The organism is Bacillus sp. DHT2, assembly GCF_026241455.1.
GTDB lineage: Bacteria > Bacillota > Bacilli > Bacillales > Bacillaceae_G > Bacillus_A > Bacillus_A pseudomycoides.
Genome location: NZ_JAPHWH010000002.1, coordinates 133,619 through 149,089, shown reverse-complemented (window position 1 = coordinate 149,089; position 15,471 = coordinate 133,619). Strand labels below are relative to the sequence as shown.

General features: G+C 37.2%; 15 protein-coding genes and 1 pseudogene. 15 read left to right on the top strand and 1 reads right to left on the bottom strand.

Features of this window, described 5'->3' with window-relative positions:
• Positions 1-3: 3 nt before the first annotated feature.
• The 15 genes and pseudogenes from nusA to dpaB form a co-directional block, all read left to right on the top strand.
• Positions 4-1,104: a transcription termination factor NusA gene (gene nusA, locus ORL93_RS05780; RefSeq protein ID WP_003199512.1), complete on the top strand. Its 1,101-nt coding sequence runs from the start codon at positions 4-6 to the stop codon at positions 1,102-1,104.
• Between the two features lie 11 nt (positions 1,105-1,115).
• Complete coding sequence (rnpM, locus tag ORL93_RS05775) at positions 1,116-1,388, top strand: RNase P modulator RnpM (protein WP_017151265.1); 273 nt, start codon at positions 1,116-1,118, stop codon at positions 1,386-1,388.
• Complete coding sequence (locus tag ORL93_RS05770) at positions 1,389-1,700, top strand: YlxQ family RNA-binding protein (RefSeq protein ID WP_003199515.1); 312 nt, start codon at positions 1,389-1,391, stop codon at positions 1,698-1,700.
• 4 nt (positions 1,701-1,704) lie between these two features.
• Positions 1,705-3,771: a translation initiation factor IF-2 gene (gene infB, locus ORL93_RS05765; RefSeq protein ID WP_097794293.1), complete on the top strand. Its 2,067-nt coding sequence runs from the start codon at positions 1,705-1,707 to the stop codon at positions 3,769-3,771.
• Positions 3,768-4,049, top strand: a complete 282-nt coding sequence (locus ORL93_RS05760; protein ID WP_018764704.1) for a DUF503 domain-containing protein — start codon at positions 3,768-3,770, stop codon at positions 4,047-4,049. Before infB ends, ORL93_RS05760 begins: the two co-directional genes overlap by 4 nt.
• Positions 4,050-4,064: 15 nt before the next feature.
• Positions 4,065-4,421 (top strand): 30S ribosome-binding factor RbfA, encoded by a 357-nt coding sequence (gene rbfA, locus ORL93_RS05755; RefSeq protein WP_018764703.1) that lies wholly within the window; start codon positions 4,065-4,067, stop codon positions 4,419-4,421.
• A 212-nt stretch (positions 4,422-4,633) separates the two neighbouring features.
• Positions 4,634-5,557: a tRNA pseudouridine(55) synthase TruB gene (gene truB, locus ORL93_RS05750; protein WP_097794292.1), complete on the top strand. Its 924-nt coding sequence runs from the start codon at positions 4,634-4,636 to the stop codon at positions 5,555-5,557.
• A gap of 43 nt (positions 5,558-5,600) precedes the next feature.
• Positions 5,601-6,572, top strand: a complete 972-nt coding sequence (ribF, locus tag ORL93_RS05745; RefSeq protein WP_018764701.1) for a bifunctional riboflavin kinase/FAD synthetase — start codon at positions 5,601-5,603, stop codon at positions 6,570-6,572.
• Between the two features lie 100 nt (positions 6,573-6,672).
• Positions 6,673-6,942, top strand: coding sequence for a 30S ribosomal protein S15 (gene rpsO, locus ORL93_RS05740; RefSeq protein WP_001229392.1), 270 nt, complete (start codon positions 6,673-6,675; stop codon positions 6,940-6,942).
• 160 nt (positions 6,943-7,102) lie between these two features.
• The gene (pnp, locus tag ORL93_RS05735) at positions 7,103-9,256 is read left to right on the top strand and encodes a polyribonucleotide nucleotidyltransferase (RefSeq protein ID WP_097794291.1); all 2,154 of its coding nucleotides are present in this window, start codon (positions 7,103-7,105) and stop codon (positions 9,254-9,256) included.
• Positions 9,257-9,418: 162 nt separating this feature from the next.
• Positions 9,419-10,318 carry a polysaccharide deacetylase family protein gene (locus tag ORL93_RS05730; protein WP_033796363.1) on the top strand — a complete coding sequence of 300 codons (900 nt, stop codon included), beginning with the start codon at positions 9,419-9,421 and terminating at the stop codon, positions 10,316-10,318.
• A gap of 86 nt (positions 10,319-10,404) precedes the next feature.
• A complete protein-coding gene (locus ORL93_RS05725; protein ID WP_018764699.1) occupies positions 10,405-11,643 on the top strand; it encodes a M16 family metallopeptidase in 1,239 nt (412 codons plus the stop codon).
• A gap of 197 nt (positions 11,644-11,840) precedes the next feature.
• Positions 11,841-12,092: a YlmC/YmxH family sporulation protein gene (locus ORL93_RS05720; RefSeq protein WP_029426914.1), complete on the top strand. Its 252-nt coding sequence runs from the start codon at positions 11,841-11,843 to the stop codon at positions 12,090-12,092.
• A gap of 410 nt (positions 12,093-12,502) precedes the next feature.
• Complete coding sequence (dpaA, locus tag ORL93_RS05715; protein WP_018764697.1) at positions 12,503-13,405, top strand: dipicolinic acid synthetase subunit A; 903 nt, start codon at positions 12,503-12,505, stop codon at positions 13,403-13,405.
• Positions 13,402-13,827, top strand: a pseudogene (gene dpaB, locus ORL93_RS05710) (dipicolinate synthase subunit B); the annotation flags it as partial. The gene dpaA and the pseudogene dpaB, both read left to right, overlap by 4 nt.
• Before the next feature lie 32 nt (positions 13,828-13,859).
• Here the strand turns inward: dpaB and ORL93_RS05705 are convergent.
• Positions 13,860-15,407 (bottom strand): recombinase family protein, encoded by a 1,548-nt coding sequence (locus ORL93_RS05705; protein ID WP_265958808.1) that lies wholly within the window; start codon positions 15,405-15,407, stop codon positions 13,860-13,862.
• Between the last annotated feature and the right edge of the window lie 64 nt (positions 15,408-15,471).

Sequence of the window (15,471 nt, the reverse complement as noted above, 5' to 3'; positions counted from 1 at the left end):
TTCATGAGCACTGAGTTGTTAGATGCTTTGCTCGTATTAGAATCAGAAAAAGGTATTAGCAAAGATATTATTATTGATGCGATTGAAGCAGCTTTAATCTCTGCTTATAAACGCAATTTTAACCAAGCACAAAACGTTCGTGTTAGCTTTAACCCAGAAGTGGGAACAATTCAAGTTTTAGCACGTAAAGACGTTGTTGATAATGTGTTTGACCCACGTCTTGAAATTTCTGTAGAAGAAGCAAGACAAATCAATCCGAACTATCAAGATGGCGATGTATTAGAAATTGAAGTAACGCCAAAAGATTTTGGTCGTATTGCAGCACAAACTGCAAAACAAGTTGTAACACAACGTGTGCGTGAAGCGGAACGCGGTGTTATTTATTCAGAATTTAGTGATCGTGAAGAAGACATCATGGTTGGTATTGTACAACGTCAAGATGCTCGTTTTATTTATGTAAGCTTAGGAAAAGTAGAAGCACTACTACCAGTAAGTGAGCAAATGCCTAACGAACAATATAAACCACATGATCGCATTCGCGTGTTCATCACAAAAGTAGAAAAAACGACAAAAGGACCACAAATTTATGTATCACGTACACATCCAGGTCTTTTAAAACGTTTATTTGAAATTGAAGTGCCGGAAATTTACGATGGAACTGTAGAAATTCGTTCGGTAGCACGTGAAGCAGGCGACCGCTCTAAAATTTCTGTATATGCAGAGAATATCGATGTTGATCCAGTAGGTTCTTGCGTAGGTCCAAAAGGTCAACGTGTACAACGCATCGTAGATGAACTAAAAGGTGAAAAGATTGATATTGTTCGCTGGTCGAATGATCCAATTGAATATGTAGCAAATGCTTTAAGCCCATCACAAGTTGTAAAAGTACTTGTGAATGAAGAGGAAAAAGCAACAACTGTTGTTGTTCCAGACCATCAGCTTTCATTAGCAATTGGTAAACGTGGACAAAACGCACGTCTTGCAGCAAAATTAACAGGCTGGAAAATTGATATTAAGAGCGAGTCTGATGCGAAGCAACTTGGCATTGTAACAGAAGAAGACAACATGATCGCATTCGATTCAGTTGAAGATGAAATCGAATAGAGGTGATGAGTATGAGCAATCGAAAAGTTCCGTTACGAAAATGTATTGCAACGCAAGAAATGAAATCAAAACGCGAGCTCGTTCGCATTGTTCGTTCCAAAGAGGGCGAAGTGTCTATTGATTTAACTGGAAAGAAATCAGGACGTGGTGCATATTTGTCAAAAGACAAGGAATGCATCATCCAAGCGCAAAAGAAAAATATTTTGGAACATCATCTAAAAGCGAAGGTCGACAGTTCTCTTTATGAAGAGCTCCTTGAGCTTGTTGAGAAGGAGTCGAAATAAGTGTCCGATTGGAAATCGTTTTTAGGACTAGCAAACCGTGCTCGAAAAATAATTTCGGGTGAAGAACTCGTTTTAAAAGAGGTACGAAGTGGCAAAGCAAAGCTTGTATTGCTTTCTGAAGATGCGTCAGCGAACACAACAAAACGTATTACTGATAAAACAACGTACTACAACGTACCAATGAAAAAAGTCGAAAATCGACAACAATTAGGGCATGCGATTGGGAGAGATGAGCGAGTCGTTGTAGCCGTGTTAGATGAGGGCTTTGCGAAAAAGCTGCGTAGCATGCTCGATACAACTTACCGGGGGTGAAGGTATGAGTAAAATTCGAGTGTATGAATATGCGAAGAAACACAATGTCTCAAGTAAAGATATTATTACAAAACTAAAAGAAATGAATATTGAGGTCTCCAATCATATGACAATGTTAGACGATGAAGTAGTAAATAATTTAGATAATCAATATAATACTGGAGCAGAAAAACCTTCTGTTGCAGATGAGTTTGAAGTAGAAGAAAAAGTTGTTCGCAGCAAAAAGAACAGCAATAAGAAGAAGAAAAAAAGCAAAGGAAATGAAGACAAACGTCAAGAAAACTTTGCTGGAAGACAACCAACACAAACAGTAGAGACACCGGATAAAGTTACTTTCACTGGTTCTCTTACAGTAAGTGAACTTGCAAAAAAACTAGGAAAAGAGCCATCTGAACTTATTAAAAAGCTCTTTATGCTAGGTATTATGGCGACAATTAACCAAGATTTAGATAAAGATACAATTGAGCTAATTGCTAGTGATTACGGTATTGAAGTAGAAGAAGAAGTGATTGTTAGCGAAACAGAATTTGAAACTTTCATGGACGAGCAAGACGATGAAGAAAACTTAAAAGAACGTCCTGCGGTTGTTACAATTATGGGACACGTTGACCATGGTAAAACAACACTGCTTGATTCTATTCGTAATTCAAAAGTAACTGCTGGCGAAGCTGGTGGAATTACACAGCATATTGGTGCATACCAAGTTGAAGTAAATGACAAAAAAATTACGTTCTTAGATACACCAGGTCACGCAGCGTTTACAACAATGCGCGCACGTGGTGCACAAGTAACAGATATTACAATTCTTGTTGTTGCAGCTGATGACGGTGTTATGCCACAAACAGTTGAAGCAATTAACCATGCGAAAGCAGCTGGAGTACCAATTATCGTTGCTGTGAATAAGATGGATAAACCATCAGCAAATCCAGACCGCGTAATGCAAGAATTAACAGAGTACGAATTAGTTCCAGAAGCTTGGGGCGGAGATACAATTTTCGTACCAATTTCTGCAATTCAAGGCGAAGGAATTGACAACCTGTTAGAAATGATTCTTCTTGTAAGTGAAGTAGAAGAATATAAGGCAAATCCAAATCGCTATGCAGCTGGTACTGTAATCGAAGCACAGCTTGATAAAGGTAAAGGAACAATCGCAACATTACTTGTGCAAAACGGTACACTTCGAGTAGGAGATCCAATTGTTGTTGGTACATCATTCGGACGTGTTCGTGCGATGGTAAATGATATTGGTCGTCGTGTGAAAGTTGCTGGTCCGTCTACTCCTGTTGAAATTACAGGTCTAAATGAAGTACCACAAGCAGGCGATCGCTTTATGGCATTTGCTGACGAGAAGAAAGCACGCCAAATCGGTGAATCACGTGCACAACAAGCATTGCTTGCACAACGTGGTGAAAAATCTAAATTAAGCCTTGAAGATTTATTCCAACAAATTCAAGAAGGCGAAATGAAAGAAATTAACTTAATTGTGAAAGCGGACGTACAAGGTTCTGTAGAAGCAATGGCAGCATCACTTCGCAAAATTGATGTTGAAGGCGTAAAAATAAAAATCATTCACACAGGCGTAGGTGCAATTACAGAGTCTGATATTATTTTAGCTTCTGCATCAAATGCAATCGTGATTGGATTTAACGTACGTCCTGATGTAAACGCGAAACGTACAGCTGAATTAGAAAATGTTGATATTCGCTTACACCGCATTATTTACAAAGTAATCGAAGAAATTGAAGCAGCAATGCAAGGTATGCTGGATCCTGAATTCGAAGAAAAAGTAATTGGTCAAGCAGAAGTTCGTCAAACATTCAAAGTTACTAAAGTTGGAACAATTGCAGGCTGTTATGTAACTGATGGTAAAATCACACGTGATAGCGGCGTACGTATCATTCGTGATGGCGTAGTTATTTTCGAAGGACAGCTTGATACGTTAAAACGTTTCAAAGATGACGTAAAAGAAGTTGCACAAAACTATGAGTGTGGTATCACAATTGAAAGATATAATGATCTTAAAGAAGGGGACATCATTGAGGCGTACATTATGGAAGAAGTGAAGCGATGATTATCGCTTCACTCTCATTTGAGTGTATGATTTATGATGTGCATTCTTTAAAAGAGAAACGAGCAATTTTACAGCGTATTTTAACTCGTGTGAAACAAAGGTACAATGTATCTGTTTCAGAAGTTGGACACCAGGATGTATGGCAACGTACAGAAATTGCAATCGTTTCCGTATCCTCAAATCGTGTTGTCTGCGAAAAAGAAATGAATCGTGTACTTGCGTATGTTGACTCGTTTCCTGAGATTGAACGTACGATAACACAATTGGAATGGTATTGAATGAGGTGATTAGTTATGAAGCTACGTGCAAATCGCGTGGGCGAGCAAATGAAAAAAGAACTAGGCGAAATTATCAGTCGCAAAATTAAAGATCCACGTATTGGTTTTGTGACGGTAACAGATGTGCAAGTAAGTGGGGATTTACAGATTGCCAAAGTATATATTTCTGTTTTAGGAGACGAACAACAGAAAGAAAATACATTAAAAGGCTTAGCGAAGGCAAAAGGATTTATTCGTGCTGAAATTGGGCAGCGTATTCGTCTTCGTAAAACACCTGAAATTACCTTTGAATTTGATGAGTCTATCGCTTATGGACATAGAATTGATACGCTTTTACATGAAATTAATAAAGACGGTAAACGTGAAGAATAATGGATAGACATTTGTCTATCCATTTTTTCAATGGAAAGTAAGTTTGGCATACAAGTGCATGTTCAAAAAGGAGGATAAAGAGAGTCCACCATTTTGAGGAACAGGGGGCCTACATCAGTACCGGACTGGCGACGCAGGCGAAGAAATGCGATAGCTACCTTTACCGGATTTTTTGAACATCATCTACAAAAGTATAACGATGAGGTGAACATATGGAAGGTGTATTATTGTTACATAAACCAAAAGGAATGACATCACACGATTGTGTATTTAAGTTAAGAAAGATATTGCGTGAAAAGCGAATTGGCCATACAGGGACATTAGACCCAGATGTAACAGGAGTATTACCAATTTGTGTAGGGCGCGCTACAAAGATTGCGCAATTTTTAACAAGTGAAACAAAAACATATGAAGGTGAAGTTACACTAGGATTTTCGACAACGACTGAAGATGCTTCTGGTGAAGTAGTGGAAAAACAGGATGTAAATCGTGTAATTACACGTGCGGAAGTGGAAACTGTATTAGCGGAACTAACGGGTACAATTGAGCAAGTACCTCCTATGTATTCAGCTGTAAAAGTAAACGGAAAGAAACTATACGAATACGCAAGAGCGGGGCAAGAAGTTGAACGTCCAGTTCGTGTAATAACAATTCATGAATTTGTGTTACTTGATGATCGTGAGGTATTTGAAGGGAAGAATATTTCATTTCGCTTCCGCGTTACATGTAGTAAAGGAACGTATGTGAGAACATTAGCGGTTATGATTGGAGAAAAGTTAGGATTCCCAGCACATATGTCACATCTTGTGAGAACAGCTTCAGGAGAATTTTTGTTAGAAGATTGCATATCATTTGAAGAAATTGAAGAAAACATGCAAAATGGAACAGTACAGTCTATTTTTATCTCAATCGATGAAGCGTTAAGTAAATTTCCAAAAATGGTTGTAGATGAAAAACAAGCGGAAAAAATAAAAAATGGTATGTTTTTAAAGAATGAACTGCAAGTGACAGCGCCGTTTATTACAGTATTTGATAAAAATGAACGTTGCTTAGCAATTTACGAACATCATCCAAAACACCCTGGCATGTTAAAGCCAATGAAAGTACTTGTGAATAATCAGGAACTAAAGCTATAATGAATTATTGGAAGGATTATTACAGAAAAAGGTGAATTCAAGCGTGAAACTCATTCATTTAACTCATCCACATGAACAAAATAAAATAGAATTACCACCTACTGTAATGGCATTAGGATTTTTTGATGGCATTCATTTAGGGCATCAACGTGTGATTCGCACAGCAAAAAAAATAGCGGATGAAAGAGGATGTAAAAGTGCTGTCATAACGTTTCATCCACATCCATCTGTTGTCTTAGGGAAAAAGGAAGCGCATGTGGAGTATATTACACCGCTACGTATTAAAGAAAAAGTAATTGCAAGCCTAGGGATTGATATGTTATATGTGGTGAAATTCGATGAATCATTTGCTGGATTGTTACCACAACAGTTTGTAGATGAATATATTATTGGGCTAAATGTAAAGCATGTAGTAGCAGGATTTGATTATTCATATGGACGTTTAGGAAAAGGGACGATGGAGACTTTACCATTTCATGCAAGAGGGGAGTTTACACAGACCGTGATTGAAAAAGTTGAATTTCAAGAAGAAAAAGTAAGTTCCACAGCATTACGAAAATTGATTCGAAATGGAGAAATGGAACAAATCCCATCTATTTTAGGTAGAGCTTATACAGTAGAAGGAATGGTTGTTCACGGAGATAAACGTGGACGTCAAATTGGTTTTCCAACAGCTAATGTAGCTTTAAGTGAGGAGTATCTTCTGCCGCCTGTTGGTGTGTATGCAGTAAGATTAAAAGTTCATGGTGAGTGGCATGATGGTGTATGTAATATCGGTTATAAACCAACTTTTAAAGATGATGAGCGTAATCTGTCTATTGAAGTACATCTATTCCATTTTAATGAGGATATATATGATCAGGTTGTTACTGTTGAATGGCACATGCGTATTCGAGAAGAGAAAAAGTTTAATGGCATCGATGAGTTAGTTGCTCAAATTGCCAAAGATAAAAAAACAGCACAAGAATATTTTAGCACAACAAAGAATATACTTGCTTTTTCCAATGAAAAGTAGTATTCTATGTTATGTACTTTATGACAACCATTGCTTGGCATTGCGACTCACCGACGCTTGCTAGGTAATTGGGGGTTTAATTATTAGGAGGTGAAATAGGATGGCTTTAACACAAGAGCGTAAAAATGAAATCATTGCACAATTTAGAACTCATGAGACTGATACAGGTTCTCCAGAGGTTCAAATTGCTGTCCTAACGGAGCAAATTAACACTCTAAACGAGCACTTACGTACTCACAAGAAAGATCATCATTCACGTCGTGGTCTATTAAAGATGGTTGGTAAACGTCGTAACTTACTTACTTACCTTCGTAATAGCGATATCACACGTTACCGTGAATTAATCACAAAGCTTGGCTTACGTCGATAGTCAAAGAAGCGGGAATATTCCCGCTTTTTTGTTAGGTAAAAATATATCTTTTACTCTTAATAGCTTACTTAAATTTCGGTAATACTAGAGGAAGAATATTGTGATATATTATCCATTTACATAGAAGAATTGAATATTTTAAATTGAGAGGGGTACTTAAATGAGTCAAGAAAAGCAAGTCTTCTCGATAGATTTAGCTGGTCGTCAGCTAACAATTGAAACAGGCCAGCTTGCAAAACAAGCAAACGGGGCAGTATTAGTAAGATATGGCGACACAGCGGTTCTATCTACAGCAACTGCATCAAAAGAGCCAAAAAATGTAGATTTCTTCCCACTTACAGTAAACTATGAAGAACGTTTATATGCAGTCGGAAAAATCCCAGGCGGTTTTATTAAACGTGAAGGTCGTCCAAGTGAAAAGGCAATTTTAGCGAGTCGCTTAATTGACCGTCCAATTCGTCCACTTTTTGCTGATGGATTCCGTAATGAAGTACAAGTTGTCAGCATCGTTATGAGTGTGGACCAAGATTGTTCGTCAGAAATGGCAGCTATGCTTGGTTCTTCATTAGCGTTATCGATTTCAGATGTGCCATTTGAAGGTCCGATTGCTGGTGCGACAGTTGGTCGTATTGACGGGGAATTTGTTATTAACCCAACAGTAGCACAACAAGAACAAAGTGATATTCACCTTGTTGTAGCTGGAACAAAAGATGCAATTAACATGGTAGAAGCAGGGGCTGATCAAGTACCTGAAGAAATAATGTTAGAAGCGATTATGTTCGGTCATGATGAGATTAAACGTTTAGTTGCTTTCCAAGAAGAGATTGTACAAGCAGTTGGTAAAGAAAAAACAGAAGTGAAATTATATGAAGTAGATGCTACAATCAATCAAGATGTACGCGAAATGGCAGAGAAAGATATGCATGCTGCGATTCAAGTACATGAAAAACATGCACGTGAAGATGCAATTAACGAAGTGAAAAAGCGTGTGATTGAGCACTATGAAGCAAATGAAGCTGATGGAGAAACATTAGGACAAGTAAATGAGATTTTATATAAAATTGTAAAAGAAGAAGTACGTCGTCTTATTACAGTTGAAAAAATCCGCCCGGATGGACGTAAAGGTGATGAAATCCGTCCTTTAGCATCAGAGGTAGGTATTTTATCTCGTACGCACGGTTCTGGTTTATTTACACGTGGACAAACACAAGCGCTTAGTATTTGTACGTTAGGTGCATTAGGCGATGTGCAAATTTTAGATGGTCTTGGTGTAGAGGAATCAAAACGTTTTATGCATCACTATAACTTCCCATCCTTTAGTGTTGGAGAAACGAGACCAATGCGTGGACCTGGTCGTCGTGAAATCGGTCATGGTGCATTAGGTGAACGTGCGCTTGAACCAGTTATTCCATCTGAGCAAGACTTCCCGTATACAGTTCGTCTTGTATCAGAAGTATTAGAATCAAATGGTTCTACTTCACAGGCAAGTATTTGTGGAAGTACGTTAGCTATGATGGATGCAGGTGTTCCACTTAAAGCACCAGTTGCTGGTATTGCAATGGGACTTGTGAAGTCTGGTGAGCACTACACAATTTTAACTGATATCCAAGGTATGGAAGATCACTTAGGTGATATGGACTTTAAAGTAGCAGGTACAGCTCAAGGTGTAACAGCGCTACAAATGGATATTAAAATTGCTGGTTTATCTCGTGAAATTTTAGAGGAAGCATTACAACAAGCGAAAGTTGGCCGCATGCACATTCTAGATCATATGCTATCTGCTATTGCCGAGCCTCGTAAAGAGTTATCTGCGTATGCTCCGAAAATTATTACAATGACAATTAATCCGGACAAAATCCGTGATGTTATTGGACCGAGCGGTAAGCAAATTAACAAAATTATTGAAGAAACTGGCGTGAAAATTGATATTGAGCAAGATGGTACAGTCTTTATTTCTTCTATTGATCAAGAGATGAATGAAAAGGCGAAGAAAATCATCGAAGATATTGTTCGTGAAGTACAAGTAGGCGAAATTTACTTAGGAAAAGTAAAACGCGTTGAAAAATTCGGTGCTTTCGTTGGATTATTTAGTGGTAAAGATGGACTTGTTCATATTTCTGAGCTTGCACTTGAACGTGTAGGTAAAGTAGAAGACGTTGTGAAAATCGGTGACGAGATTTCAGTAAAAGTTATCGAGATTGACAAACAAGGCCGTGTAAACTTGTCTAGAAAAGTATTGCTAAAAGAAGAGCAAGAAAAAGAAGCGGCAAAAGAAGAAGCTTCAAAACAAGAAAATATACAAGAACAGAAGTAAGTAAAAAAGCCAGGGTTCCTGGCTTTTTTTGTTAAATAAAAATACATTCGATGCATAGATTTTTATTAGTGAAAAGGTATAGTTTTCATAATAACGCTCAAATTAACAAGGATAAGAAGAAAATGGATTTTTCTTATGTGTATAGTTAATGGGAGGGGTTATATGAGAACTCGTATATTTGTATTCATATCTATATTCTTTCTTTGTATGGGTTTATGCTCATATTCAGCGCTAGCAAATGATGATCTTTATGAAGAAATTCAGAAACAAGCGAAGCAATATTCAATTGCACCGCAAAATGCGATAATTGATAAGATTTGGAAAGCGACGCCAGGGTATAATGGTAAAGAGGTTGATATTGAAGCGTCATATAATAACATGAAGAAAATAGGGAGGTTTGATGAGAAGCAACTTGTATATCGGGAAGTTTCACCAAGCACGCATTTAGAAGATTTATCGTATTCTCCCATTTATCGTGGGCATCCACATAAAAAAATGGTAGGATTAACGATAAATGTGGCGTGGGGAAATGAGTATCTTCCGCGTATATTAGAAACATTGAAAAAGCATGATGTAAAGGCAACGTTCTTTTTGGAAGGACGCTGGGTAAAAGAAAATTTAAGATTTGCAAAAATGATTGTAGATGCAAAGCAAGAAGTAGGAAATCATTCTTATACGCATCCGGATATGAAAACGCTGTCTAGAAATCAAATACAAGAACAATTACAAAAAACGAATCAAATTATTGAGGCGGCTACAAGTCAAAAAGTACGATGGTTTGCACCACCAAGTGGAAGTTTCCGCGATGAAGTTGTAGAAGTGGCGGGCGGATTGAAGATGGGGACTATTATGTGGACAGTTGATACAATTGATTGGAAACGTCCAGAGCCTGAAGTGCTTCTTCAGCGTGTGATGCGGAAAGTACACCCAGGTGCAATTGTATTAATGCATCCGACACCTCCAACAGCTGAGGCGTTAGATACGATGATTTCACAGTTGAAAAAACAAGGGTATAAAGTAGGGAATATTACAGAATTATTAGATGAAAAACGCATTGATTAAATACATTTACATGACATTCATGTTCAAACTTGTTATCATTAAATAATAGCAATTATTTAGAGAAACTGGCATTAGGAGGAAAGTTTTTGATTAAAAAATATACTTGTAAAAATGGTGTAAGAATCGTTATGGAGAATATACCAACTGTTCGTTCTGTTGCAATTGGTATATGGATTCATGCAGGTTCAAGAAATGAAAATGAAAAAAACAATGGAGTTTCGCACTTTTTAGAGCACATGTTTTTTAAGGGGACAGAGACGCGTAGTGCGAGAGAAATTGCAGAGTCATTTGATAGTATTGGTGGTCAAGTGAATGCATTTACTTCAAAAGAATACACGTGCTATTATGCAAAGGTACTTGATGAGCATGCAAAATATGCACTAGATGTGTTAGCTGACATGTTCTTCAATTCTACATTTGATGAAGAAGAATTGAAAAAAGAGAAGAACGTTGTATTTGAAGAAATTAAAATGTATGAGGATACGCCAGATGATATTGTGCATGACATGTTAACGAAAGCGACATATGAAACGCATCCACTTGGATACCCAATTTTAGGTACAGAAGAAACGCTTGAAACATTTACAGGGGATACATTACGTCAATATATAAAAGATCATTATACACCTGAAAATGTTGTAGTTTCGATTGCTGGAAATATTGATGAAACATTTGTTCAAACAGTGGAACAATATTTTGGCAACTACGAGGGAACAACAAATCGTGAACAAGTACATAGTCCGATTTTTCATTTTAATAAAGTGGCGCGTAAAAAGGAAACAGAGCAAGCTCATTTATGTTTAGGATTCCAAGGATTACAAATGGGGCATGAAGATATTTATAACTTAATTGTATTAAATAATGTATTAGGTGGCAGTATGAGTAGCCGCTTATTCCAAGAAGTACGTGAGCAACGAGGATTAGCATATTCAGTGTTCTCTTATCATTCTTCATATGAAGATACAGGAATGTTAACACTTTACGGTGGTACAGGAAGCCAACAATTAGATACTTTATATGATACAATGCAAGAAACGTTAGAGACATTGAAAAATACAGGTATTACAGAGAAAGAACTTGTTAATAGTAAAGAGCAGCTTAAAGGAAATCTGATGTTAAGTTTAGAAAGTACGAATAGCCGTATGAGTCGCAATGGAAAAAATGAATTGCTCCTTAGAAAACATCGTTCGCTTGATGAAATTATTGAGAGTGTGAACAAGGTTACCAAAACAGATGTGGATCAATTGATTCGCAGTATATTTACAAATGAATTTTCCGCAGCGCTAATTAGTCCGAATGGAGAGCTTCCAAAAGGAATGAAATAAGACGAAATAACCGTATCTCATACGAGGAGATACGGTTATTTTTATGTACTAAGCTTTTTATAAGTATAACAGATTTTGAATGCTAGGGAGAGGAGTTCATTTTCTTGGTATTTTTTAGAGACGTGTAGAATACGTACTTATTATAGGCTAGGATTTGAGGATGTTGTATGGAAGATATTCGTAAAGGGGAGAATCATATGCGTTTAAGTGAATTAAGTGGAAAAGAGATTGTGGACTTGGAGCGTGCGGAAAAAATGGGAGTTTTAGGTCATGCTGATTTAGAAATAAACGAGAAGGATGGGAAAATTCAAGCTCTCATTATACCGGTAGGAAAATGGGGTGGGTTTAAAAGGGAGCAGCAAGAAGTTCGTGTAGAATGGAACCGTATTAAAAAGGTCGGTCATGATATGATTATTTTTGACCTTGCAAGCCGCCCAAGCTCACAGTAAAAGATAACCATTTTGGTTGTCTTTTTTTTATTCCACTATTCACAGGCAAGTAATACTCCTACCTCAAGATTCAGTAAAACAAAGAAGATAGGTTGGAAGATAAACTGTCGGTAAAGGTCCAAGTTATGAAGCATAATAATCGGTGGGGGATGTCGTTGATTAAAGTTTCGCTTTATTGGAACAGGTGTAGCACGTTCAAATGAAAATGGAGTGAGGGAGTAGTAGTTAAGTAATGAGGAAGAGTGTAACTCTAATGGAAGTTTTATCTTATAGAATTTCACATATTTAGAAATATTGAATGCTTTTTGCTTTTCAATCACCTCTAACTCGTACGGTACATATTATGTGGAGGAAAAAGAAAAAGTAGGCACTTTTCTTATAAATGAAAGAAAAAGAAGGTGAAGTAGGGAATGTTGACTGAGATGCACATTGCTGTCATAGGAGGAGATGCAAGGCAGCTAGAAGTGATTCGTAAGTTGGTTGAACTTGATGCAAAACTTTCATTAGTAGGATTTGATCAATTGGATCATGGTTTTACAGGGGCAGCAAAAGAGAGTATGCAAGATCTAGATTTCACTTCTTTAGATGCAATTATTTTGCCGGTAGCAGGAACAAATGCAAAAGGAGAAGTAGATACTATTTTTTCAAATGAAAAAGTTGCGCTTACGAAAGAACAGATTGAAAAAACACCAGCAAACTTTACTATATATTCAGGAATTGGTACACCGTATTTAGAAAGTATTACATCTACAACAAATCGAAAACTTGTGAAACTATTCGATCGTGATGATGTGGCGATCTATAATTCTATTCCAACGGTAGAAGGAACATTAATGATGGTTATTCAACATACAGATTATACAATTCACGGTTCGAATGTAATGGTTTTAGGATTTGGTAGAACTGGAATGAGTGTAGCGAGAGCTTTTCAATCACTAGGAGCTCATGTCAAAGTAGGAGCACGACGTTCAGAACATATCGCTCGTATTTCGGAAATGATGTTTTCTCCTTTTTATATGCAGGATATTGAGAAAGAAGTAAGTGATGTTGATATTGTCATTAATACGATTCCGCACCTCGTTGTAACGGCAAGGGCTATTTCTAGGATGCCAGCTCATACGTTGATTATTGACTTGGCTTCTAAGCCTGGTGGTACGGATTTTCGTTATGCAGAGAAACGAGGGATTAAAGCCTTGTTAGCACCCGGTCTTCCAGGAATTGTTGCACCAAAAACAGCAGGGCAAATTTTAGCGAATGTTCTTTCTCAGTTATTAACGGCAGATATGATGGCAAAGGAGGAGAATGGAAAATGAGTTTAAAAGGAAAACGAATTGGGTTTGGATTTACAGGATCACATTGTACGTATGCGGAAGTTATGCCGCATGTAGAGAAACTAATTGTAGAAGGAGCAGAAGTGCTGCCGGTTGTTTCATATACTGTACAAACAACAAATACTAGATTTGGTGAAGGAGCAGAGTGGATTGAAAGGATTGAAGAGATAACAGGAAATAAGGTTATTAATTCTATTGTAGGCGCAGAACCACTCGGTCCTAAAATTCCATTAGACTGCATGGTGATTGCTCCATTAACAGGGAATTCAATGAGTAAATTTGCTAATGCAATGACAGATTCTCCTGTATTAATGGCAGCAAAGGCGACGCTTCGGAATGGAAAACCAGTTGTGTTAGCTGTTTCAACAAATGATGCTCTTGGCCTTAATGGTGTAAACCTAATTACACCAACAAGATGACGACAAAAAGCAAACATTTATTTGTCGTCATCTTGAGGGAGCTTAGGGTAAAGCACAAGTTTAAAATCGTCGAGTCTTTGCCATTTTTCTTTCGTATAAACAGCCTTTTCTAAAACTGACTTTAGGAGGCTGTTCTTTTTTTGTGGATCATCTGTTTTGAAATATAGATCTAACACATGCTCGACTTGAGGAATTGTATCTTTCTTCACTTTTTCCTTTGTTATTTCTGTTTTAATTTCTTTTCTGAGGTTTTTCATCGTTTCAGTAATCTCATTAATACGATTGGAAACAACATTAGAACGTTCTAAAAACATATCAACAGTATAAACACCACGCTCTAATAAATCGTGTAAATTATTTTTTTGTTTTTGGACATCCACTAACTCTTTTTCAAGTTTTCGTAAAGCAGCCTCGTTCATTTGAATAATTTGTGTTTCTTTTGTGCTTTCATCCTGCTTATTTTTTTCAAAATCAGCTTTATAATTGATGTACCATTCTTTTAATGCTTCGAGTAAACGTTTTTCGATTAGTTCTGTATAACTGGATTTATTTTCACAACCACGATGTTTACAATCCATTGTATGTTTTCGATTTTTTGGATATCGTTGTACCATGCTGTATCCACATTTTCCGCATCTGATAATCCCAGCTAACGGATTCTTTAATCCATTCGTATTATAAGGAACGTGATACCTCGTATTTAATTTCTCCTGTGCTTTTTCGAATAAGCTTTCTGGGATAATCGGATCATGTTTTCCATCCGCAATAATCCATTCTGATTTATCTTGTCTAGTGCAACTACGTTTCGTTGCATCCGGACGTTTCACTTCTTTTCTTTTTTGCCATGTTACTTTTCCAATGTACACATTATTTTTTAACATGTCTAATATACTGTATGGGTTCCAATCGTTACCTAACTTACTTTTGTAGCCAAGTTCATTTAATTTCCGCATAATAGCATTCGCACCCATATCTTCATTGGCATACCATTCAAATATCATTCTTACAACAGAAGCTTCTTCTGGATTAATTGTTAACGTACGCTCACGTTTATTTAAGCGATGGATATCATATCCGTAAGGTGCATGCGTACCAAGGTAATTACCAGCCTCTACACTTGCAATACGCCCACGTTGCATACGACGTGTAATAATCTTTAATTCTTTACGAGCCATAAACGCCTCGAATTCGCTGTATTCTTCGTCCCACTCATCATTAAGGTCATAAGTCTTTCTTGGTGTCATAATCTTCGTATTCGAGCGTTTAAACGTCTCTAAAATGATTCCTTGTTCTTTCATACCACCACGACCTAAACGGTCCATATCCATACAAAGAACAACATCATATTTGTTATCTTCAATTTCTTCAAGTAGTGCTAACATCTCAGGACGTTTCACTAAGCTTTCACCAGAAACGATTTCTTCACGGACAGCTAGAACATTTAAGTTTTTCTCTTTTGCAATTTTCAGCAAGGTAGAGCGGTGTTTTGCTAAAGTTTCACCTTCACCGCGTGCTTCAGCTTCGAGATCGGCACGAGATTTACGTAAGTAGATTGCTGTTTTCATAGTTAGACCTCCTTGTTATTAGTTATTATACGAGAAATAGAGAGATAGAAGAAGTAAATGGAAT